The sequence below is a fragment of the Frateuria aurantia DSM 6220 genome (assembly GCF_000242255.2).
GTDB lineage: Bacteria > Pseudomonadota > Gammaproteobacteria > Xanthomonadales > Rhodanobacteraceae > Frateuria > Frateuria aurantia.
In genome coordinates, this window is record NC_017033.1 from 3,054,546 (window position 1) to 3,077,482 (window position 22,937).

The following is a 22,937-nucleotide window of genomic DNA, read 5'->3' on the forward strand; positions in this document are numbered from 1 at the left end:
ACTTACACCCAGAAAGCGATGCGGCGATGGCAGCGCGCAAACAAGGGCCAGGCGATGGCATACAGCAGCACGATCATGCCGCCGACCGCGGCATAGGTGTGCGGCGACGGCACGCCGTGGTAGATGGGCTCGCGCAGGATTTCCACAAAGGGATACAGCGGATTCAAGTCCACCCAGCCGGAACGTTCCGGGCCCAGCAGCTGCGGCTTCCAGAATACCGGAGTCAGAAAGAACACCAGCTGCAGGACACTGGCCACGATCTGCTGCATGTCACGGAAGCGGGCGCAGAACAGGCCCAGCAGCAGCCCAGCCGGAAAGGCCGCCAGCATCGTCAGCGCTACGCCGGGCAGCAGCATCAGCCAGCTGAGGCGAGGCTGCAGATGGAAGTACAGCATCACCGGCACATAGGCCAGCAGGTTGTGGCCGAAAATGATCAGATTGCGATACAGCGACTGCAGCACATAGCTGCTCATCGGCAGGTTGACCGAGCGGATCAGTCGCTCGGAGCCCACATAGACCTGGCAACCGTCCAGAATCAGGTTCGAGATCAGGCCCCAGCTGATGATGCCCATCGCCAGATACGGAATGAAGTCCGCCACCGGCAGCTTAAACAGCAGACCGTACAGGGGACCCAGGCCGCAGATCGTGATCAGCATGGTCAGGGTGATCCACAGCGGCCCCAGCATCGAGCGGCGATAACGCTGCTTGATGTCCTGCCAGCCCAGGGTCATCCAGACCTCGCGCCGCACCCAGGCACGGGTGAGGTCCTGCCAGGCCGAGGCCAGGCTGCCCCGGGATGAGCTCAAGGTCGGACTCACCGCAGACATGCGTCCAGTTCGGCGATCAGATCCTCGACATCCTCGACGCCGACCGACAGCCGGATCAGACCGTCATCGATGCCCAGCTCGGCCCGCTTCTCGGCAGGGACCGAGGCATGGGTCATGATCGCCGGATGCTCGATCAGGCTCTCGACCCCGCCCAGCGATTCCGCCAGGGCGAACAGCCGGGTCTGCTCCAGCATGCGCCGCGAGGCTTCCAGACCGCCCTTGATGCGGATGGTGACGATGCCGCCGAAGCCCTGCATCTGGCGCTTGGCCAGTTCGTGCTGGGGATGGCTGGGCAGGCCCGGGTAGATCACTTTCTCCACGGCAGGATGCGCTTCCAGCCACTGCGCGATCTTCAGCGCGCTGGCGCAGTGCTCGCGCATCCGCAGATGCAGGGTCTTCAGGCCGCGCATCGCCAGAAAGGCATCGAAGGGACCCGCCACGGCGCCGATCGAGTTCTGCAGAAAGGCCAGCTGCTTGCCCAGTTCGGCATCGGCCGCGACCAGCACGCCACCGACGATATCCGAGTGGCCATTGAGGTATTTGGTCGCCGAATGCAGCACGATGTCGGCACCCAGCTCGATCGGGCGCTGCACCATCGGCGAGCAGAAGGTGTTGTCGACCACGAGGATCAGGCCGTGCTCGCGGGCAAACACGCTCAAGGCGGCCAGATCGACCAGCTTAAGCATCGGATTGGTCGGCGTCTCGGCCCAGATCATCCGGGTCTGCGGGGTCAGCGCCGCGGCGACGGCGTCCAGATCATTGAGATCGACAAAACTGAAATCCAGGGCCGCAGTACGGCGACGGACCTTGTCGAACAGCCGGTAGCTGCCGCCGTACAAGTCATCCATCGCGATCACGTGACTGCCGCTGTCCAGCAGTTCCAGTGCCGTCGCGGCGGCGGCCAGGCCGGAGGCGAAGGCAAAGCCGGCCACGCCGCCTTCCAGATCGGCGATGCAGGCCTCGTAGGCCTGTCGCGTCGGATTCTGGCTGCGCGAGTATTCATAGCCCTGATGCACGCCGGGGCTGCTCTGCACATAGGTCGAAGTGGCGTAGATCGGGGTCATGATGGCCCCGGTCGCCGGATCAGGCTGCTGACCGGCATGGATGGCCCGGGTACCCAGACCCTGGGGGCGGTGCTGACTGGAGTCCGACATCAAAATCCTTGAAGCTGGTGCGCCGTGGCGCGATCGCGAAAACGACGGGTTGAATCCGCATGATAAGCCATGCGTCCGCCGTTGGCGCCAGCTCGTGGATGTCGCGGTGCCGCGCCTCGCGTTTGGCGTTCAAACCGTTATCATCGGGATCCGGGCCGGGGCGAGGATCACCGGAGGTGTCAGCGGCGCCTGAATGCCGGCCTATCCATGGAGAGTGCATGAACACATTACTGGTCACCGGCGGCGCAGGCTTTATCGGTGCGAACTTCGTCTTGGGGGCCGTGGCGCGCGGCCGACGCATCGTCAATCTGGACAAGCTGACCTATGCCGGCAATCTGGACACGCTTGCCAGCCTGAAGGGTTCGGAGCGGCACCATTTCATGCAGGGCGATATCGGTGACCGCGCCCTGGTCGGTCGCTTGCTGGCCGAATTCAAGCCGCAGGCCATCCTCAATTTCGCGGCCGAATCCCATGTCGACCGCTCCATCGACGGTCCGGCCGAGTTCGTGCAGACCAATGTGGTCGGTACCCTCGGGCTGCTGGAAGCGACCCGCGACTACTGGCGCACGCTGGATGCCGCCGAAGCGGCCGCTTTCCGTTTCCTGCATGTCTCCACCGACGAGGTCTACGGCTCGCTGGGCGCTGAAGGCTATTTCAGCGAGACCTCACCGTATGCGCCCAATTCGCCCTATTCCGCCTCCAAGGCGGCTTCGGACCATCTGGTGCGGGCCTTCCATCACACCTACGGTCTGCCCACGCTGACCACCAACTGCTCCAACAACTACGGTCCTTTCCAGTTTCCGGAGAAACTCATCCCGCTGATCATCGCCAAGGCGCTGGCCGGCGAGGCGCTGCCGGTCTATGGCGACGGCCTGAATATCCGCGACTGGTTGTATGTGGAAGACCATTGCAGCGCGATCGAGCGTGTCCTGGAGGGCGGCCGGGTTGGCGAAACCTATACCGTCGGCGGCAACGCCGAGAAGACCAATATCGATGTGGTCAAGACCGTATGCGCGCTGCTGGATCAGCGCCGCCCGCGGGCCGACGGCCAGCCCCGCGAATCGCAGATCCAATTCGTCAAGGACCGCCCCGGCCATGACCGTCGTTATGCCATCGATGCTTCCCGGCTGCGCCGCGAGCTGGGCTGGACACCGGCCCACAGCTTCGAGCAAGGTCTGGCGGCCACCGTCGACTGGTACCTGGGTCACCAGGACTGGGTCAGCCGGGTACTGGACGGCAGCTACCGGATGGAGCGCCTGGGCCAATGAGCACGCAGAAAGGTCTGATCCTGGCGGGCGGTTCAGGCACACGGCTGTATCCGATCACCCAGGCGGTCAGCAAGCAGCTGCTGCCGGTGTACGACAAACCGATGATCTATTACCCGCTGGCGACCCTGATGCTGGCCGGCATTCGCGACATCCTGCTGATCAATACCCCGCATGAGCAGGCCTTGTTCCAGCGCCTGCTGGGCGACGGCAGTCAGTGGGGCCTGAATATCCGCTATGCGGTGCAGCCCAGTCCCGATGGCCTGGCCCAGGCTTTCGTGATCGGCCGCGACTTTGTCGACAACCAGCCCAGCTGCCTGGTGCTGGGCGACAATATCTTCTACGGCGGCGGCTTTACCGAGCGCCTGCGGCGGGCCGCCAGCCGCGAGTATGGCGCCACCGTGTTCGGCTATTGGGTCAAAGATCCTGAGCGCTATGGCGTGGCCGAGTTCGATGCGGCCGGCAAGGTCACCGGGCTGGAGGAGAAGCCGACGGCACCGAAGTCCAACTACGCGGTGACCGGCCTGTATTTCTACGACCACCGGGCTTGCGACTTCGCCGCCGAGATCCGCCCCTCGCCGCGTGGCGAGCTGGAGATCACCGATCTGAACCGGATCTATCTCGAGGACGGCTCCTTGCAACTGGAACAGCTGGGGCGCGGCTATGCCTGGCTGGATACCGGCACCCACCAGTCGCTGATGGAGGCCGGCAGCTATATCCAGACCATCGAGAACCGGCAAGGCCTGAAAGTCTGCTGTCCCGAGGAAATTGCCTATCTGCAGGGCTGGATCGATGCCGAGCAGCTGCTGCGACTGGCCGCGCCGCTGGCCAAGACCGGCTACGGCGCCTATCTGCAACGCCTGGCCCAGGAAGGAAACGCACCATGAAAGTGATCGAGACCCGCTTGCCCGGTGTCGTCGTCATCGAGCCCAAGGTCTTTGGCGACAGCCGCGGCTTTTTCTACGAAAGCTACAACGCCGACGCCTATCGCGAGGTCGGCATCGACCGGATCTTCGTGCAGTCGAATGTCTCGCGCTCCAGCCACGGCGTGCTGCGCGGCCTGCATTACCAGTGGCCGCGCCCCCAGGGCAAACTGGTCAGCGTGCTGGAAGGCGAAGTCTATGATGTCGCCGTCGATATCCGCCGTGGCTCGCCGACCTTCGGCCAGTGGGCCGCTGCGGTGCTGAGCGCCGACAATCATCGCCATTTCTGGATACCGGAAGGCTTTGCCCACGGCTTTTGCGTGCTGTCCGAGTCGGCCATCTTCAGTTACCAGTGCACCGAAGTCTATCTGCCGGCACATGATGCCGGGGTGCTGTGGAACGATGCCGAGCTGGCCATCGACTGGCCCCTCAGCGTCCCCCTGCTGTCAGACAAGGATCGCAAGGCCAAAGCGCTAGCCGAGATCGATCCCGAGCGCTTGCCGGTGTATGCGCCATGAGCGGTCCGGTCCTGTTGCTGGGTGCCAATGGCCAACTGGGTCGGACCTGGCGACTGCAGGCTGATCTGGACGAGCTGGTCTGTGCCAGCCGGGATGGTCGGCTGGATGACGGCAGCGCGGCCGAAATCGCCGACCTGACGCTTCCCGAGAGCCTGCCCTCGCTGCTGGACCGGATCCGGCCCGCACTGATCATCAATGCCGCTGCCTATACCGCGGTGGACCAGGCCGAGCGCGAAGAAGCTCTGGCGATGGCGGTCAATGCCCGCGCCGTCGGCGCGCTGGGGCAATGGGCCGCCACCAACCACGCGCGCATCATCCATTACTCCACGGATTACGTGTTCGACGGCCAGGCCAGCCGCCCCTATCGGGAAACCGATGCCACCGGTCCGCTGGGCGTGTATGGCCGCAGCAAGCTGGCCGGGGAACAGGCCCTGACCGCCAGCGGCGCGGATCATCTGATCTTCCGCACCGCCTGGGTCTATGCGCCCTGGGGCCGCAATTTCCTGAACACCATGCTGCGGCTGGCCGCCGAACGCGATGAGCTGAAGGTGGTGGCCGACCAGATCGGCAGCCCGACCAGCACCTGGCGCATCGTCGATGCCAGCCTGCAGGCCCTGCGGCATTGGCCGAATGCGCTCTCTTTGCAGGATCGAATTCTGCATCTGACCGCCTCGGGCCAGACCAGTTGGCACGGTTTTGCCCAGGCCCTGATCGAACAGGCCCATCGGCAAGGCCGATTGTCACGCCTGCCGCGTATCGAGGCGATCACGACTGAACAGTTCCCGACTCCGGCCCGCCGGCCAGCCTGGTCGGTGCTGGACAATACGGCCCTGCAACAGCGTTTTCGCTATAACATCGACGATTGGCGACATGATCTGGACCAGGTCATGGCTTCCATCCCCTCTTCGAGCTGAGATCCACCATGTTGATTCCACTTGTGCTCAGTGGCGGCAGCGGCACCCGGCTGTGGCCGGTATCCCGCAAGAATCTGCCCAAGCAGTTCCTGGCCTTGGCCGGCGAGCAGACCCTGTTTCAGGACACTCTGGCCCGCGCGGCCAAACTGCCCGGTGCCGTGGCGCCGATCATCGTCGCCAGCGAGGATCACCGCTTTCTGGCGGCCGAACAGGTACAGGAACTGGGCATCAAGGATTCAGCCATCATCCTGGAGCCATTGGCCCGCAACACCGCGCCAGCCATCGCGCTGGGAGCTCTGCATGCCTTGCAGAACCATCCGGATGCCGTGCTGCTGGTGCTGCCTGCCGATCACCTGATTGCCGATACCCTGGCCTTCCGCCATGCCGTGGAGCAGGCCTTGCCGCTGACCGAACAAGGCCTGCTGGTCACCTTCGGGATTCGCCCGGACCGCCCGGAAACCGGCTTCGGCTATATCCGGCGCGGCGAGAACGTCAGCACGAATGGTTTCAAGGTCGCGCAATTTGTCGAAAAGCCTGACCTGGATACAGCCAGCCGTTATCTTGCAGACGGCGGCTATGACTGGAATTCCGGCATGTTCCTGTTCAAGGCCAACCGCTATATCGAAGAATTGCGTACCCACAACCCGATCATGCTGGAAGCCGTCGAGATCGCCTTTGCCGAGGCGAAAACCGATCTGGACTTTATCCGCCTGGATGCCACCAGCTTTGCCAAGGTGCCGGATGACTCCATCGACTATGCCGTGATGGAAAAAACCCATCATGCCGCGGTCGTGCCGGTCAGCTGCGGCTGGAGCGATATCGGCTCCTGGTCAGCCTTGTGGCTGACCGGTGAAAAGGACGACAACGGCAACCGTTTCGACGGCGATGTACTGGCCATCGATACCCGCAATACCCTGGTCCGCAGCCATGAGCGCCATCTGGTAGCGACCCTCGGGGTCGAGGATCTGGTGGTGGTCACCACCCCGGATGCGACCTTGGTCGCCCACCGCGATGCTGCCCAGGATGTCAAAAAGATCGTCGATCAGCTGAAGTCATCCGGCCGCAGTGAGCACGCCTTCCATCGCATCGTGCACCGGCCCTGGGGCAGCTACGATTCGCTGGAATTCGGGCGGCGCTTCCAGGTCAAGCGCATCGTGGTCAAGCCCGGAGCGTCACTGAGTCTGCAGATGCACCATCATCGCGCCGAGCACTGGATCGTGGTGTCGGGTACCGCCGAGATCACCTGCGATGACAAGGTCTTTCTGCTCAGCGAGAACCAGAGCACCTATATTCCGCTGGGCGCCAGGCACCGCATGCGCAACCCCGGCAAGGTGCCGCTGGAGATGATCGAAGTCCAGTCCGGCAGCTATCTGGGCGAAGATGATATCGTGCGCTACGAAGACAATTACGGTCGTCACTGATCCGGCCAAGATCATCCGGCTTCCAGGGCGAGGCCGGCTCGCCCTGTACTCTGGCAAGCAACGGTTGTCTAGCAAAACAGAATTGCCAATTCGGCGGCCAGGGATTGCAAGACTGGTTTGGCATTCATGGTGAGTGATGCCGACCGGATATCGCAATGACGCAATCCATCCGCTATGCCGATTTTGCTGACCGCCTGCGCCGGGCCTGCGATGAACATGGCGTACCTCCGCACCGGCGGCGGATCACCGCTGTGGCAACGCGTTTCGGCGTCTCCCGCGAAACGGTCAGACTGTGGCTCACCGGGCGGACCTTGCCCGAACTGGGCCGACTGATCGAAATCGCCGAGGAATTCCATTGCAGTCTGGACTGGCTGGCGATGGGCCGGATCGGTACGGCAGCGGACGAGGGCATGATCGCCGAGCCCCGCAGCGGCTATGCCACGCTGTCCGAGGATGAGCAGACCGTGATCCGGGTGATGCGGACCATGACCGAGCCTCGCCGCCAGGCCCTGGTCGCCCTGCTGAAACTGCGCTGAGCCGCCGCGTCTGGCCGCCCTGGTCTTCGGGCGACCGGGTCGGCTCTGGCGGCCGGATACCCGCAGGGATTGGCTTTCCCTGACGGGAACCGTCAAGATGGGCGGTCCGGTTTTGTCCTTCCACTTCCGCCCAGAGACAGCACTTGCCTGCACCCAAGCCTGCCACGCCCTGCCCCTGCGGCAGCCAACGGGACTATGACGCCTGCTGCGGTCCCCTGCATCGAGGTCGTGCGGCCGCGGATGCCGAGCAGCTGATGCGCTCGCGCTACAGCGCCTTCGTGCTGAAGCTGGAAGACTATCTGCTGGCCAGCTGGCACAAGAGCACCCGTCCGGACCAGTTGCGACTGGCCGAGCAGCAGCCCGAGCCGACCTGGCTGGGCCTGCAGGTGCGCCGGCATATCAGCGCCGGCGACCAGGCCACGGTGGAATATATCGCCCGGCTGCGCTACGACGGCGGCAGTGCGTCGCGGCTTCATGAAATCGCCCATTTCGTGCGTGAACATGGCCGCTGGTACTACGTGGACGGGGACATCCAGAGCTGATACCCGCCGTGTGGCAGCCTCCCGTGGCCCATGACAGGCATGTGAAAGGCCGCACAGGTTGTAATCGACGTGCTATGTGTTTTATTTACTGACTCTTACCGCAAGGCCCTCACATGAAGTCGTTGCCATCCTCCCCGATCACCTTGATCGGCGCCGCGCTGACACTCGGACTGTCGCTGACGGCCTGTTCGCATTCCCACGATGCCGCCACCGCGGCGCAGACGCCGATGCTGGTCCGTGACCATGACAAGGTCACGATTCCGGCCGATTCGCCCTTGCGCCAGCGGCTGCAGATCGCCACCGTGGCCGATCAGGCCACGGCCCAGGCGATCACGGTGCCGGCCATCATCGAAGCCCAGCCCAATCGTACCATCCAGGTGATGGCGCCTCTGGCCGGTCATGTGCTGAAGGTCAACGTGCAGGTCGGCGACCACGTCCGCAAGGGCCAGGTGCTAGCCCTGCTGGCTTCCGGCGACATGGATCAGGCCTATGCCGATGCGGCCAAGGCCGGCGACGCGCTGAGTCTGGCCCGCAAGACCCTGGATCGCACCCAGGGCGTGCAGCAGGCCGGCGGTGCCGCGACCAAGGATCTGGAGGCGGCGCAGAGCGCCTACAACCAGGCGCTGGCCGAAAACCAGCGGGCCCAGGCCCGGCTGGCTTCGCTGGGCGCCGGCAAGGCGGCCGGCACCGCCGGCACCCTGCCGCTGGTCTCGCCGATCAACGGCGTGATCACCAGCTCCACGGCCGCACCCGGCAGCAATATCACCGATCCCACCGCGCCGCTGATGACCCTGGTCGATACCAGCGAAGTATGGGTGACGGCCAATGTGCCGGAAGATCAGGTCGGCCTGATCCAGCCCGGCCAGCAGGCTTCGATCACGCTGCAGGCTTATCCCGATGAGACCCTGCAGGGCAAGGTCTCATCGGTGGACGCGATCCTGCAGGCCGACAGCCGCCGCAGCAAGGTCCGCATCGCCCTGGCCAACCCGGATGACCGTCTGAAGCCCAACATGTTCGCCAATGCCAGCATCCAGGTACCTCAGCCCAGCCAGATCACGGTGCCGCAGTCGGCCCTGCTGATGAACAACGACAGCGTCTTCGTGTTTGTCGAAACCGCGCCCTGGACCTTTGTCCGCCGCGCGATCGACATCAGTTATGACGACCAGGACAATACCCGCGTGCAAAGCGGCCTGAAAGCGGGTGAGCGGGTCATCGTCAGCGGTGGAGTGCTGCTGAATGATTGATCGTCTGATCACACTATGCCTGCACAAACGCACGCTGGTGTTTGTCGCCGCCATCATTCTGGCGCTGTTCGGCGGCTATTGCTGGAAGATTCTCCCGGTCGAGGCCTATCCCGACCTGGGCGCCGTCAACGTGGTCGTGACTACCCAGGTGCCGGGTCTGGCCGCCGAGGAAATCGAGCAACAGGTCACCGTGCCGCTGGAACGCTCGCTGGCCAGCACCCCCGGCCTGATCGAAAGCCGCTCCAGTTCGACCTTCGGCCTGTCGTTGATCACCCTGATCTTCAATGACCAGACCAATGTCTATTTTGCCCGCGAGCGCGTCACCGAGCAGCTGGCCCAGGTCACCATGCCGGCCGGCGTGGTACCCAACATGTCGCCGGTCACCGGTCCGGCCGGCGAGATCTACCGCTATACGGTGGAGTCCGACAAGCTGAACCTGATGCAGCTCTCGGATATCGAGAACTGGGTGATCATCCCCGCCCTGCAGCAGGTCCCCGGCGTGGCCGCCGTCAACAATTTCGGCGGTTTCACCAAGGAATACCAGCTGGTGCTGAGGCCCGCGGCCCTGCTGCACTACGGGATCGGCGTCAACGACGTCATCAGCGCCATCAACAACAACAATGCCAATGCCGGCGGCGGCCGTGTCAGCCGTGGCGAGCAGTCCTACATCGTCCGCGGCATCGGCATGGTCCGCAATCTCCAGGACATGGGCCAGATCGTGGTCACCCAGAACAACGGGGTGCCGGTGCTGCTGAAGGATCTGGGCGAGCTGCAGATGGGTCACCAGGTGCGTGAAGGCATTCTGGGCAAGGACAACAATCCGGACACCATCGAAGGCATCGTGCAGATGCTGACCGGACAGAACCCTTCCGAGGTGCTGGACAAGGTCCATGCCAAGATCGCCCAGTTGCAGAAGCAGCTGGGGCCGAAGGGCGTGAAGATCGTGCCGTATATCGATCGCGACCAGCTGGTCAACGCCACCATCGAGAAGGTCACCCATACCGTCATCGAGGGCTGCTGCCTGGTCTTCGTGGTGCTGATCCTGTTTCTGGGCAGTCCGCGCAGCGCCCTGGTGGCCGCGACCACGATTCCGCTGGCGCTGGCCACGGTCTTTATCATCATGCACTTCACCGGCCAGCCGGCGAACCTGTTTTCGCTGGGCGCCATCGACTTCGGCGTGATCGTGGACGGTGCCATCGTGGTCACCGAAGCGATTCTGCGCATCCGTGAAGAGCATCCGCAGCGGACCATCACCCAGGACGATGTGCTGGGCGTGACCGGCCATATCGGCAAGTCCATTTTCTTTGCCACCTCGATCATCATCGTGGCCTACGCCCCGCTGTTCGCCTTCGAGGCGGCCGAAGGCAAGCTGTTCAAGCCGATGGCCTTTACGGTCAGCTACGCGCTGTTCGGCGCCCTGATGTGCGCGCTGACCCTGATTCCGGCGCTGGCCTATCTGGCCTTGCGCAAACCGCGGAAGATCTTCCACAACAAGCCGCTGGAAAAGCTGCATCACGGCTATCGCGGGGTGCTGGCGCACATGATCGACCGCCCCTGGTTCGCCTACGGCAGCGGCGTGGTGGCGCTGATCCTGGTGGTGGTGCTGGGCGCCAGCATCGGTCGCGAATTCCTTCCCAATCTGGATGAAGGCACCTTGTGGATGCAGGTGCAGATGCCGACCGGGCTGTCGCTGGACAAGGCCAGCGAGATTTCCGGGGAAATCCGCGAAGCCGTGCGGGAATTCCCGGAAACCAGCTATATCGTCACCCAGCTGGGTCGCAGCGATGCCGGTACCGATGCCTGGTCACCCTCGCATATCGAGTCGGCCATCGGCCTGACGCCTTACAGCACCTGGCCCAGCGGCGAGACCAATGCCCAGTTCGTGGCGCGTCTGCACAAGCGGCTGGACAAGATCCCGGGCATCAGCTTCGGCATCAGCCAGCCCATCGCCGACAATATGAACGACCTGGTCGGCGGCGCCCACAGCCCCTTGGTACTTCGCATCTACGGCCATGATCTGAAGGAACTGCGCCGCATCGCCAACCAGATCGTCGATGTGCTGCAGCAGGTGCCCGGCACCACCCTGGATCAGGTGTTCCAGGAACCGCCGGTGCCCCAGCTGGACATCGAAGTGAATCGCCTGGCTGCTGCCCGCTACGGCATCAACGCCTCGGACATCAATGCCGTGGTGGCCAATGCCATCGGCGACTCGGCGATCAGCACCGTCTATGTCGGTGACCGTCAGTACAATATGACGGTGCACGTACCGCGCAAGATGACCAATGATCTGCAGGCCATCGCCGCGCTGCCGCTGACCACCAGTTCGGGCACCCAGGTGCCGCTGGGGCAGGTAACCCATATTTCGCTGCATACCGGCGAAGGCAATATCGCGCACGAAATGAACCAGCGTCAGCTGACCCTGCGCGTGGACAACGGCACCCGGCCGCTGTCCGACTGGATGGCGGATGCCCAGCATCGGATCGATGCCCAGGTGCATTTCGACCACAGCGAATACCGGCTGGAATGGGCGGGTACCTTCCAGCAGGCCCAGCGCGCCCAGGCGCGCCTGTCGGTGGCGATGCTGATCGTGCTGGCGGTGATGCTGGTGCTGCTGTTCGGTGAATTCCGCAAGCTGCGTCAGGCCGTGCTGGTACTGGGCGTGGTGCCGCTGGCCACCCTGGGCGGTCTGGTCTCCCTGCATCTGCGTGGCGAAACCCTGAACATCGCTACCGCGGTGGGCTTTATCGCCTTGTTCGGCGTGGCGGTGCAGAACGGCATCATCATGGTCGCCAGTTTCAACCGCATGCGCGCCCAGGGCCTGTCGATCCGCGAGGCGGTGCTGGATGGTGCCGGCGAGCGCTTCAGGCCCGTGCTGATGACGGCTACGGTGGCCAGCATCGGCATGTTGCCGGCGGCGCTGGCCACCGGTATCGGCACCGATGTGCAGCGTGGTCTGGCCACCGTAGTGGTCGGCGGTCTGGTGATCGCCACCTTGCTGACCCTGTTCATCCTGCCGACGTATTACTGCGAGATGGAAATGTATGTGGAAAAGCGGGCCGCCTCGCGGCCGGGCAAGCCGGAGTCGATGTGATGGTGAAGGTATTCAACCGACGCAGCCTCGCGCTGGCCTGCATGCTGGCCTTGGCCGGTTGCGCGGTCGGCCCGGATTTCCACAAGCCTGAGGCGCCGGCCCATGCCGGCTATCAGCCTGCGGGCCAGACGACGGCCGGCACCACCGCCGGTGACGGCCAGGGGCTTGCGGCCCAGGCCCAGCAACTGGTGCCTGGCCAGGACATCCCTGCGCAGTGGTGGCAGCTGTTCCATTCGCCCAAACTGGATGCTTTGATCAAGCGTGCCCTGGCGCAGAATCCGGATCTGGATGCCGCCCAGCAATCGCTGAAGGCCGCCTGGGAACAGGTCAAGGCCCAGCAAGGCAGCCTGTTCCCGCAGATCAGCGGCAACTTCAATCCGACCCGCAACCGGACCGGCAACGCCTTGTCGCCGATTCCGGCCAACAATACCTATCTGTACAACCTGCATACGGCCCAGGTGAATGTTTCCTATTCACCCGATATCTGGGGCGGCAGCCGTCGCCAGATCGAGTCGGACAAGGCCCAGGCCGAGCTGCAGCGCTTCCAGCTGGAAGCGACCTATCTGACCCTGACCAGCAATCTGGTCAATGCAGCGATCACCCAGGCCTCGTTGCGGGCCCAGATCGCGGCAACGCGGGAGATGGTCGACAGCCAGCAGGCGGTGCTGGACTCCTATCTGCGCCAGCAGCAGCTGGGCCAGGTTTCGGACGCCGATGTCGCCGCCCAGCGCGCCCTGCTGGGACAGAGCCGGGCCAGTCTGGCGCCGCTGCAGAAGGCGCTGGCCCAGCAACATGATCTGATCGCCGCCTTGTGCGGTGATACCCCGGAACAGCCGACGCCTGATTTCGATCTGGCCGAACTGCACCTGCCCGAACAGCTGCCGGTCAGCCTGCCGGCCCAACTGATCACCCAGCGTCCGGACGTTCGCGCCGCCGAAGCCAGCTGGCATTCGGCCAGCGCCCTGGTCGGCGTGGCCCTGGCCAATCGTCTGCCGAATCTGCAGATCAGCGGTGCCTATGGCGGCATTTCCGGCGGTATCGGTCATATGCTGGCCTCCGGCGCCGGTTTCTGGTCGATTGCCGGCAGCCTGACCCAGCCGCTGTTTGACGGCGGCACCCTGCGGCATCAGGAAAAGGCCGCGCGCGCACAGTATGCCCAGGCCTCGGCCCAGTACCGCAGCACGGTCACTTCGGCCCTGCAGAACGTGGCCGATACCTTGCAGGCGATCCATTACGATGCCGATGCCCTGCTCGCCAACCGCGATGCCGAGGCCGCCGCGGCCCGCAGCCTGCAGGTGGCGCGTGCCCAGTACGGTCTGGGCGATGTCGCCCAGACCGGCGTGCTGGCGGCCGAGCAGACCCATGCCCAGGCGCAGCTGGCGCTGATCCAGGCCCAGGCGGCACGGCTGTCCGACAGCACGGCGCTGTTCCAGGCCCTGGGTGGCGGCTGGTGGCATCGCCAGGACGTGCCGGCCGACGAGGCCCGCTGATTCGTCCCGGTCTCGCCCGGCTTTCGCCGGGTGAGACCGGGAGATCGAGGTGAAAGACACCTGCCAACGCTTGATCGATGGCTGGCTCGGGCCGCTCAGACCGGCCGGCGCAGAAACGCCGCAAAGGCCGCCTGGGCCGGCGTGGCCTCGCGTTCGGGGTGACGCACCAACTTGAATTCACGCCTTGGCAGACTCAGCGGTACATGATGCAGCCGCCCGTCCGCCACCCGCGAAGCCGCCACGCGTGCCGACACGATCGTGGCAGCGGTTCCGGTTTCTACCGCGCTGACCACGGCTTCATTGGAGGCCACTTCCATCGACAGCGGCAGGCTGGCGCTGTCCACGCCCAGTGTCTGCAAGGCCTGCTCGCATTCCATCCGCGTGCCCGAGCCGGGTTCACGCAGCACCCAGGCACTGTCCACCAGTTCTTCCGGCCGGATCGCCGGCAGACCGGCCCATGGATGTTGCGGCGAGACCACCAGCCACATCTGGTCCTCGGCCACCGGCTCGCTGGACAAGTCCGGACTCACGGCCCCTTCCACCACGCCCAGCCCGGCCTCGCCGCCCCGTATCAGCCGGCAGACCTCCCGGGTATTGTGGATGGCCAGCTTCAGCCGGACCGCGGGGTGACGCTGCTGAAAGGCATTCATCCGTGCCGGCAGCCAATAGCCGGCTACGGTCTGGCTGGCATGCAACTGCAGTTCGCCCGAGACCAGACCCGCGTAGTCATGCAGCCGCTGGCGCACCAGCTGGGCGCGGGCAAGCAAGGCTCTGGCCTCGACCAGCAGCAGTTGGCCGGCGCCGCTGAGCTCCACGCGTCGCCCGACCCGACTGAACAAGGCCAGCCCGCATTCCTGCTCCAGCTGGGCAATCGCATGACTGACCGCCGACTGGGTCAGATGCAAGGCCGCCGCCGCACGCGTGACATGTTCACGCTCGGCCACCGCCACAAAGATCCGCAGTGATTCAAGTTTCATCCATGCTGGTCCGTCCACCACAGCGCGGCAGCCAGAACCACCGCCAGCACGGCAATCAAGACCGTCAGTCCGCCTTCCAGCCGGGATGACGCCAGCGGCACAGTCTGTGGCGAGGCGATGGCTTGCCGGACCTGCCGGAAGCGGGCATGGGCGCCGAGCAGGGTCAGCACGGCCACCGCGATAAACAGCAGCCCCAGTACCGAGGCTACGGCGCCTGTCGCCGAGTGACTGGCCCGCACCGGCAGACCCGCCAGCCGCATAAACAACTCGAATTTCACCAGCACGCAGCCCAGGGCGGTCAAGGCCAGGCTGGTGCGCACCCAGGCCAGAAAGGTCCGCTCGTTGGCAGCATGATCGGTATAACGCTCGATCATGACAGTACCTCTCCCAGGGTATCTTCCAGCGCCAGAGACGGAGCGATCCGCTCGGCCAACGCATGGGCCTGCTGCTTGATCTCAGGCATGGCGCTCGATTCGAAAAGCAGGCCCAGTCGCGCCGGACCGATGACATGAAGACCCGGCGCCACCTTGCCCTGACTGTCGTACAGGCGGCCGTCTTCATCACAGGCCAGTCCCTTGCCGCCGAATCCCGGCGCGATGATCCCGGCTTCGAGCATGGATCGCAGCAGCGGTGTGCCGGAGCGGCGATAGTCCGCACAAGGGCCGCTGCAATTGATGACTTTGTCAGCCATCAAAGTCTTCTGTGCACCCTTGCACTGCAAGTGCAGGCCAATCTGCCTGCCTGCGGATTCCAGTGCAACCACACGCCCGGCAACGACCTCCAGCTGCCCGGCGGCTACTTCCGCCTCCAGTTGATCGGCGATCTGCGGCGCCATGCGATGCCGTAGCACATCCCAGCGACGTTGCAGATGGCGCTTGAAACGCCGTTTCTCGACCGCGGGCAAAGCTTGCCACAGCCTGTTGCTGACCGGCCGCAGACTGTCCACCACGGCCCGCCATGGAGAGCCCGCCTGCAGCGCCTGATGGAAGGCCCGCAGATAATCCCGCGCGGTTGCAGCCACTTCGCGACCGGGCTCGATTGCCGGAGTATCCCGCGGCACATAGGGTGCGTGTCGCTGGGGAAGCAGGCCATGACCGGATACCGCGACAACCTTGCCTTCATGCCCTCGCTGCCGCAACCGGACCAAGGCATCCACCATGGTCAGCCCCGTGCCGACAAGAACCACGCGATCTTCCGGGCGAACTGCCGAATACAGCGCATCCTGCCAGGCATCCGCAGCGTACTGCGGCAAGCCGATGTCGCCGTTTCCACATCCGGGCCACTGGGACGGCGCATGATGCCCCAGGGCCAGAACCACCTGGTCGGCCTCCAGTTGCCGGCCATCCTCCAGCGTCAGCTGCCAGCCCTCGCCCCACGGCTGACAGGCCTGTACTCGGGCACGGATATGCATCACTCCACTTTCCAGCGCCAGCTCCCTGAGATACTGGCCATAAACCGAGCGCGGGACGAAGTCGGCCGCCTCGGCCCGAGGATTGATCCTGCGCTGCAGCCAAGCCAGGAAATGCCCGCTGTCGGTGACCGAGGCACTCATGCCTCCGGCAGGCACATTGAGAATATGGCCCAGAGATGGCGTCGCATAAGCCAGCCCCTGCCCCATGATCTCGCCGGGATCGATCAGGCTGACCGGACGTCCCAGCCGGCGAGACAGATTCCAGGCCAGTACCGTCCCGCTGGCGCCACCGCCAATGATGATCAATTCATGCTGCGCCACAGTATTCATCACTTCTTGCATCTCGAATCAGGATGGGAATAGCGTCGCAGGCCCAGACGCATGAGTCCAACGAATTGAATCCATGACTTCAATCAAATTCATTCATGAACAAGCATCACTGATCCAACATCGGAACCGCGCGCCGCCAGCATCCGCGGCTCAGCCAAAAAACCAATAGCAGACCGCAATCGAGACCAGCACGCTGACCAGGTCGGCCAGCAAGGCGCAGCCCACCGCATGGCGCACCCGCTTGATGCCGACCGCACCGAAATACACCGCCACCACATAGAAGGTGGTCTCGCTGCTGCCTTGCATGGTCGCGGCCAGCAGCGAGGGAAAGCTGTCCACGCCGCTGTGATGCATGGTCTCGATCAGCATGCCGCGTGCCGCGCTGCCCGAAAACGGCTTGACCAGGGCGGTGGGCAAGGCATCCACAAAGCGGGTATCCATGCCCATCCCGTGCGCGGCCCAGCGCACGCCTTCCAGCAACATGTCCAGGGCCCCCGAGGCGCGCAGCACACCGACCGCGCAAAGCATCGCCACCAGATACGGCAGCAGATCCTTGGCCACATCGAAACCCTGTTTGGCGCCGTCCACAAAACAATCGAACAGCGGCACCTTTTTCCAGGCCCCGGCGATCAGAAAGCCCATGATGATGGTGAACAGACTCAGATTGCCGGCCAGCGAGGAATCTGCCGCCAGCTGGCCGGCGCTGCGCGTCATCAGAAAGGCCAGCAAACCGCCGACCACGGCCAACAGACCGCCCAACCAGGCCAGCACCACCGGATCAAACAGCTTCAGACGCTGCATCCAGGCCACCGCGCACAGGCCGGTCAGATTGGCGGCCAGATGGGCCAGCAGCACCGGCACGAAGATCACGGTCGGATCATGGGCGCCGGCCTGGGCCCGGTACATGAAGACGGTGACCGGCAGCAGGGTCAGCGAGGAGGCATTCAATACCAGAAACAGGATCTGGGCATTGCTCGCCGTGTCCGCCGAAGGATTCAGGCTTTGCAATTCACGCATCGCCCGCAGCCCGATCGGGGTCGCGGCATTGTCCAGGCCCAGGACATTGGCGGTGAAATTCAGCGTGATCAGCCCCAGCGCCGGATGCCCGCGCGGTACCTCAGGCATCAGGCGGGCAAACAAGGGCCCCAGCAAGCGCGACAAGGCCTCGACCAGCCCTGCCCGTTCGCCGATCTGCAGCAGCCCCAGCCACAGGCTCAAGGTGCCGAACAGCACGATCATCACATCGACCGCCAGCTTCGCCATATCGAACAGCGCGCTGACCATGGCCGCGAATACCCCGGGATCGTCGCCCAGCCACCAGCGCCCCAGCGCCGACAGCGCCGCCGCCACGAAAAAACCAAACCACAGCCGGTTGAGCATGCCGCTCCCAGAATTCGTCGAAGCCTTGATTATCAATGAAGCATCGCCAGATCCACCAGTGAGACCGGTATGGTGGATGTGCATGCGCCGCTCAGACACAGGTGACCCGGTGACGACGCCGCACTGCTATCATCACCGGTCAGAACCGATGTACGGACTCTCGTCGCCTTGGCGTTGCCCCGGTGCAGCGCCCCTGTCACGATCAGGCTCCGACATCCCTTCATCCGCAAAACCTTCCAAAGAGTATTCCCATGGCCCGAGGCATCAACAAAGTCATTCTGGTCGGCAACCTTGGTGCCGATCCCGAGCTGCGCTACACCGGTGGCGGCACCGCCGTCGCCCAGCTGCGGGTGGCCACCGCCGAAAACTGGACCGACAAGCAGAGCGGCGAGCGCCAGGAGCGCACCGAGTGGCACCGCGTGACCCTGTTCGGCAAGCTGGGTGAAATCGCCAACGAATATCTGCGCAAGGGTCGTCAGGTCTATATCGAAGGCTCGCTGCGCACCAACAAGTACACCGACAAGGACGGCATCGAGCGCTATACCACCGACATCATCGCCAGCGACATGCAGATGCTGGGCGGCGGCGGTGAAGGTGGCGGCGGTGGCGGCGGTGCTCCGCGCCAGAACAGCGCCCCGCGCTCCTCCGGCGGCGGTGGCTACGGCAACCGTGGCGGTGGCGGTGACAGCTATGGCAACCGCGGTGGCGGTGGCGGCGATTACGGCAATCGCGGCGGCAACGACTACGGCAACCGCGCCCCGCAGGCCCCCGCGCCCAGCGACCACGCCAGCTTCGATGACGACGATATCCCGTTCTGACGAAGACACGTTCCAGAATGATGGAAAGCATGAAGCCCCGTTTTCACGGGGCTTCATGCTTTCCGGTCGTTTTGATCGTCGATACCCGACGGCAATCACTTTATTCTCGACGATCGTCCAAAGTGGAATCGTCCAAAGTGGAGTGGCGTCAGGTATCAGAAATTTCACTTGTGGCGTCAGCCCGTTGGAGGGGTATCCCCCCGAAGCTGCTTCACATCACGGTCCAACTTCGGGAGCGGCTCGCATCATCCGTACACGCCGGGTGTCCGCAAATACGCGCAGGTCCCGTGCAGCCAAGTGATCAGCTGCTCCGAAATCGGCTGTCGTAGGTGAATCTCCGAATTCTGGTCGCAGTGATCCGCTGCATGTCAGGGTGTGCCGGGTTTAGCAGCACATTCCATTCCTCAGGCACCACGATGGAAGGAACGATCTGGAGCACCGTGGCCCGGGACTGCAGCCAGGCATCACCAAAGTCGAGTGATACCAACCCCGCCGGCAAGGCATCCCACCCGATCAAGCCCGTGGTGGGGAACGGGCGCGCTGCGTTCCATATATCGTCCGGCACATCGATGCGGACCAGGCAACGATTCAAGGGAAGGCTGCCCGCGCCGAGGTGGACCACGGTCTCCAGCGTCGCCAAAGCGATCGTGGCCGCCGTGTAGACGACCGGCAGGCCCTTTCTGTTCCACCGCCCGCCGGTGATTTTCGCACCTATGCCACTCAGATCGTCAGCGCCGTAATCTGGCGTATCGGTACCCAGACGCCAGAGCGAAGTGGTCACGCAAAAGCCCCGGACTGCGCCTGGGCAAGCAGGGAGGACACGAGTTGCTGACCCGGAATGGTGCCCATGTAGCTGGCAGGCGTCTTGCCCTCAAGTGCCGGGAGTGGGCGTTCCAGCCATTGGGCCAGCCATGCGGGCGCATCGAAACCTTGCGGATCGCCGCTCTGCGAAACGATGTCTTCCACCTGCCCGACCAGTTGCATCATCCCCAGCACACGCTCGCTGTCGGCCGTATTGAGTGGCTCATGCTCCCTGACCTTTCGGGTGACCGTGGTGCGGGACAGACCGAGCGTCGAGAACAGGCGCTGATACTGCACCTTCATCGAAGTCGCGAGACCCAGCAGGTCCCTGGCAGGAATGCCGTTCTCGACGAGACGAACCCGCTCGATCGGCGCTGCGCGATAAATATCCCGGCATGACACGATGGTTGTTTTGTCGTGACCACTGACCTTGGGCGTTTTTGCGACGCTGTGCTGCCTCGTCAGGTTGTCTTTCATCTTGGGGGGGAGAGGCTTGGCCGACGACTTCCCAAGACTGATCCTGATTGGGCGCTCGCCCTGCGCCGGCCTGGAACGGCCTGTGGAGTGCGTAGTCACGGGGTTCACCTGCCTGTTTATACCAATTGACACAATAACACGTGCCAAATGGTCGATCATGAACGAGGGCGAGCAGCGCCTGCCGGCATGCCTGGCACTATGCAGGATGCACGGATACCCGGCAGGAGGCGGCCAACAGCCGTCGAAGACGCGTATGCGCAGGTAGCGGAGCCGTCCGCAGCAACCGGAATGGAAGCAGCCATCCATGATTTGGGCATTCGTCAGGGGCTGCCGTTTTATGCTTTGCGACCGTGGTCATCACGCACAAAAGGTCCACGACCGGGTGATGGCCCATGGAACCCGACGCATCCTTTCGGGAAAGGCGCATCAGTTCATGGACTGCACTGCCACCTCGATGCGGGCGAAGCTCCCCCCTTGCCCCAAGGCGGTGATCTGATGCTTGCCGACCTCGGGCAGTGCAATGCGGATACTGGTCTCGTTGCGGGTCTGGCCTTGCAGCCGGCCGTCCAGCAGCCATTGCACATCGCCCTCGGCGCCCAGAGCCTGCAGGGTGACGGCCAGGGGAGTCTGGCTGTTGGGTGCCCGCCGCAAGACGGCCTGATCGTCGAGACCGGCGATGCGGATGGGGCTGGCCGCCTGCAGTGAATCGGCGGGACAGCCGGGTGCCAGCGGAGGCAGGGCCTCGGCGAGGCTGAGCCAGGGTGCCAGCAGGGTCGGCCAGCGGGCGATGACCGCCTCGTGCTCGCCCCTGCCGTGACAGGTGGCGCTCAGACGCCTTCCGTTCGCATCCAGCCGCAGGCGTAGACGGCCGCCGATCCAGGCACCGGCATCATGCTCGGCGAAAGTCGGCGGCAAGGCGTCATCCAGAACCCAGGCGGTGCGACGCCGTCGGCACAAGGCGGCTGGCGTGGCCGCTGCGGCCCCGCCCAGCGGCCAGCAGATATCCACGGACCGGACGCTGGCCGGGCGGGCATCATGGCTCGTACCGCGCCCGGGCGGCAGCATGCGGGTGATATCGAACATCAGCGGCAAGGCGGTTGCCGCGCCATACTGCCCCGGCGACGGACTGCCGTCCGGACGGCCGATCCAGACCCCGAAGGTCCAGGCATCGCTGACGCCGATGGCCCAGGCATCCCGATATCCGTAGCTGGTCCCGGTCTTCCAGGCGATATCGGATCGACTGTCGATGGTATCAGCCAGCGGCGCGCCCTCGACCTGGGCCGGGTTGTGGCCGAGGATGTCGCGAATGATCCAGGCCGCCCCCGGCGACAACAGCCGGCCCTGCCGCAAGGGCTGCTGCAGGGTATATCGCGGCAGGCCCGCGATGCCTTCGTGGTTCAAGGCGCTATAGGCTCCCACCAGTTGTTCCAGCCGGGCCGAGGCACCGCCAAGTATCACCGACAGATTGGGGCTGGCCCCGGCCGGCCATTGCAGATCCAGTCCGCCATTGGCCAGTCTGGCCACGAAACGGTTGGCACCCAGCTGATCCAGCACCTGCACCGCCGGCACGTTCAAGGAGCGCTGCAAGGCCTCCGCCACGCTGACCGGACCATGGAAGGACTCATCGAAATTCCCGGGCCGATACCCGCCGAAATCCTGTGGCGCATCGACCAGCAGGCTTTGCGAGGTGATCAGCCCGTCATCCAGGGCCAGCCCGTACAGAAATGGCTTGAGGGTGGAGCCGGGCGAGCGCGGCGCCCGCACCATGTCCACATCACCCAGCCGCCGGGCATCGCCGAAAGCGGCGCTGCCCACATAGACCCGCGCCTGCAGGCTGGCATTGTCGATGACCAGCACCGCCGCCGAGGTACGCGGTGGCAGGCGGGCCACCACTTCGCCGACGCGTTCTTCCACCGCCTGCTGCAAGTCGGCATCCAGGGTGGTCACGATCCTGCGCTGTCGCGGCTGCGCCGCATGCAGACGCTGGGCCAGCAAAGCCGCATGGATCGGCGTGTGCAGGGACCGGGCGACCACCGGCTCCAGTCTGGCATCGCGAACCTGGGCTGCGGTCCACACACCTTGCGCCTGCATCCGCTGCAGGACCTTGTCGCGCGCCTGCCGTGCCCGCTCGGGATGCCGGTCGGGCCGAAAGCGGCTGGGCGACTGCGGCAGCACTGCCAGCAAGGCCGCTTCGGCATGCGAAAGCTGACTGGCCGGCTTGCCCAGATAGGCCCAGGAGGCTGCCTCGACACCTTCAATCGGACCACCGAAAGGTGCATGGTCCAGATACAGCTGCAGGATCTGTGTCTTGTCCAGATGGACTTCCAGTTGCAAGGCCCTGAATATCTGTACCAGCTTGCCTCCCACGCTGTGCGGTATCGGGCTGATGATGCGTGCGACCTGCATGGTGAGGGTGGAGCCGCCGGAATGGATATGCCCGTCCCGCAACAACCCGGCCAGCCCCCGCAGCAAGGCCAGCGGATTGATGCCTGGATGCCGGTAGAACCAGCGATCTTCGTAGTTCAGCAGGGCCTGTCGATACAACGGGGAGACCTGATCGACAGTGGCCGGATAACTCCATACGCCGCGCGCGTCGGCGAAAGCCCGCAGCGGCGTGCCGTCCCTGGCCAGCACCACGGTGCTGCCGCCGTCCGGGGCCGGCAGCGGCAGCGGAAACAGAAGGTCCAGTACCCGGCACAGCAGCAGCGCTGACAGCACGCCGGCGAGCAGGCTACCGCCGATACGCCGACCGCGCCGGCATCGGGACGATGCCCGCGCCGCGCCGACGACTTCGGGACCGCCCGCTGGCGACACGCGG

20 protein-coding genes are annotated in these 22,937 nt (G+C 64.5%); 11 read left to right on the forward strand and 9 right to left on the reverse strand.

The annotated features are described in order from the left end of the window. Positions 1–2 precede the first annotated feature (2 nt). Both FRAAU_RS14030 and FRAAU_RS14035 read right to left on the reverse strand, forming a co-directional pair. Entirely contained in the window at positions 3–827 is an 825-nt protein-coding gene (locus FRAAU_RS14030; protein ID WP_014404175.1) for an ABC transporter permease, read from the reverse strand. Continuing rightward, positions 815–1,981 (reverse strand): cystathionine gamma-synthase, encoded by a 1,167-nt coding sequence (locus FRAAU_RS14035; protein WP_014404176.1) that lies wholly within the window; start codon positions 1,979–1,981, stop codon positions 815–817. Before FRAAU_RS14035 ends, FRAAU_RS14030 begins: the two co-directional genes overlap by 13 nt. 218 nt (positions 1,982–2,199) lie before the next feature. On the opposite strand from FRAAU_RS14035, the gene rfbB reads away from it, so the two are divergent. The 10 genes from rfbB to FRAAU_RS14085 all read left to right on the forward strand — a co-directional run bounded on the left by rfbB (position 2,200) and on the right by FRAAU_RS14085 (position 13,925). Next, positions 2,200–3,249, forward strand: a complete 1,050-nt coding sequence (gene rfbB, locus FRAAU_RS14040) for a dTDP-glucose 4,6-dehydratase (RefSeq protein WP_014404177.1) — start codon at positions 2,200–2,202, stop codon at positions 3,247–3,249. Next, positions 3,246–4,133: a glucose-1-phosphate thymidylyltransferase RfbA gene (rfbA, locus tag FRAAU_RS14045; protein ID WP_014404178.1), complete on the forward strand. Its 888-nt coding sequence runs from the start codon at positions 3,246–3,248 to the stop codon at positions 4,131–4,133. The genes rfbB and rfbA overlap by 4 nt, the downstream gene beginning before the upstream one ends. Beyond that, on the forward strand, positions 4,130–4,687 hold the full coding sequence (rfbC, locus tag FRAAU_RS14050; protein ID WP_014404179.1) for a dTDP-4-dehydrorhamnose 3,5-epimerase: 558 nt from the start codon (positions 4,130–4,132) through the stop codon (positions 4,685–4,687). Before rfbA ends, rfbC begins: the two co-directional genes overlap by 4 nt. After that, on the forward strand, positions 4,684–5,601 hold the full coding sequence (gene rfbD, locus FRAAU_RS14055) for a dTDP-4-dehydrorhamnose reductase (protein ID WP_014404180.1): 918 nt from the start codon (positions 4,684–4,686) through the stop codon (positions 5,599–5,601). Before rfbC ends, rfbD begins: the two co-directional genes overlap by 4 nt. Before the next feature lie 8 nt (positions 5,602–5,609). After that, a complete protein-coding gene (locus tag FRAAU_RS14060) occupies positions 5,610–7,022 on the forward strand; it encodes a mannose-1-phosphate guanylyltransferase/mannose-6-phosphate isomerase (protein ID WP_014404181.1) in 1,413 nt (470 codons plus the stop codon). 155 nt (positions 7,023–7,177) lie between these two features. After that, positions 7,178–7,558 (forward strand): helix-turn-helix domain-containing protein, encoded by a 381-nt coding sequence (locus tag FRAAU_RS14065; protein ID WP_014404182.1) that lies wholly within the window; start codon positions 7,178–7,180, stop codon positions 7,556–7,558. Positions 7,559–7,701: 143 nt separating this feature from the next. Next, entirely contained in the window at positions 7,702–8,100 is a 399-nt protein-coding gene (locus FRAAU_RS14070) for a YchJ family protein (protein WP_014404183.1), read from the forward strand. Between the two features lie 113 nt (positions 8,101–8,213). Then, entirely contained in the window at positions 8,214–9,344 is a 1,131-nt protein-coding gene (locus tag FRAAU_RS14075; RefSeq protein WP_014404184.1) for an efflux RND transporter periplasmic adaptor subunit, read from the forward strand. Beyond that, positions 9,337–12,435, forward strand: coding sequence for an efflux RND transporter permease subunit (locus tag FRAAU_RS14080; RefSeq protein WP_014404185.1), 3,099 nt, complete (start codon positions 9,337–9,339; stop codon positions 12,433–12,435). Before FRAAU_RS14075 ends, FRAAU_RS14080 begins: the two co-directional genes overlap by 8 nt. Then, positions 12,435–13,925 carry an efflux transporter outer membrane subunit gene (locus tag FRAAU_RS14085; protein ID WP_014404186.1) on the forward strand — a complete coding sequence of 497 codons (1,491 nt, stop codon included), beginning with the start codon at positions 12,435–12,437 and terminating at the stop codon, positions 13,923–13,925. Before FRAAU_RS14080 ends, FRAAU_RS14085 begins: the two co-directional genes overlap by 1 nt. Before the next feature lie 95 nt (positions 13,926–14,020). Here FRAAU_RS14085 and FRAAU_RS14090 read toward each other — a convergent pair whose 3' ends face one another. From FRAAU_RS14090 to FRAAU_RS14105, 4 genes are all read right to left on the reverse strand, one after another. Beyond that, positions 14,021–14,902, reverse strand: coding sequence for a LysR family transcriptional regulator (locus FRAAU_RS14090; protein WP_014404187.1), 882 nt, complete (start codon positions 14,900–14,902; stop codon positions 14,021–14,023). After that, on the reverse strand, positions 14,899–15,276 hold the full coding sequence (locus FRAAU_RS14095; RefSeq protein ID WP_014404188.1) for a YidH family protein: 378 nt from the start codon (positions 15,274–15,276) through the stop codon (positions 14,899–14,901). The genes FRAAU_RS14090 and FRAAU_RS14095 overlap by 4 nt, the downstream gene beginning before the upstream one ends. After that, positions 15,273–16,643, reverse strand: coding sequence for an FAD/NAD(P)-binding protein (locus tag FRAAU_RS14100; RefSeq protein ID WP_014404189.1), 1,371 nt, complete (start codon positions 16,641–16,643; stop codon positions 15,273–15,275). Before FRAAU_RS14100 ends, FRAAU_RS14095 begins: the two co-directional genes overlap by 4 nt. Positions 16,644–16,793: 150 nt before the next feature. Further along, positions 16,794–18,023: a nucleoside recognition domain-containing protein gene (locus FRAAU_RS14105; protein ID WP_014404190.1), complete on the reverse strand. Its 1,230-nt coding sequence runs from the start codon at positions 18,021–18,023 to the stop codon at positions 16,794–16,796. Positions 18,024–18,274: 251 nt separating this feature from the next. On the opposite strand from FRAAU_RS14105, the gene ssb reads away from it, so the two are divergent. Then, a complete protein-coding gene (gene ssb / locus FRAAU_RS14110) occupies positions 18,275–18,841 on the forward strand; it encodes a single-stranded DNA-binding protein (protein ID WP_014404191.1) in 567 nt (188 codons plus the stop codon). A 301-nt stretch (positions 18,842–19,142) separates the two neighbouring features. On the opposite strand, the gene FRAAU_RS14115 is transcribed toward ssb, so the two are convergent. The 3 genes from FRAAU_RS14115 to pbpC all read right to left on the reverse strand — a co-directional run bounded on the left by FRAAU_RS14115 (position 19,143) and on the right by pbpC (position 22,933). Continuing rightward, entirely contained in the window at positions 19,143–19,622 is a 480-nt protein-coding gene (locus FRAAU_RS14115) for an RES family NAD+ phosphorylase (protein WP_014404192.1), read from the reverse strand. After that, complete coding sequence (locus tag FRAAU_RS17445) at positions 19,619–20,119, reverse strand: antitoxin Xre-like helix-turn-helix domain-containing protein (protein ID WP_014404193.1); 501 nt, start codon at positions 20,117–20,119, stop codon at positions 19,619–19,621. The genes FRAAU_RS14115 and FRAAU_RS17445 overlap by 4 nt, the downstream gene beginning before the upstream one ends. Before the next feature lie 426 nt (positions 20,120–20,545). Next, on the reverse strand, positions 20,546–22,933 hold the full coding sequence (pbpC, locus tag FRAAU_RS14125) for a penicillin-binding protein 1C (RefSeq protein WP_014404194.1): 2,388 nt from the start codon (positions 22,931–22,933) through the stop codon (positions 20,546–20,548). Between the last annotated feature and the right edge of the window lie 4 nt (positions 22,934–22,937).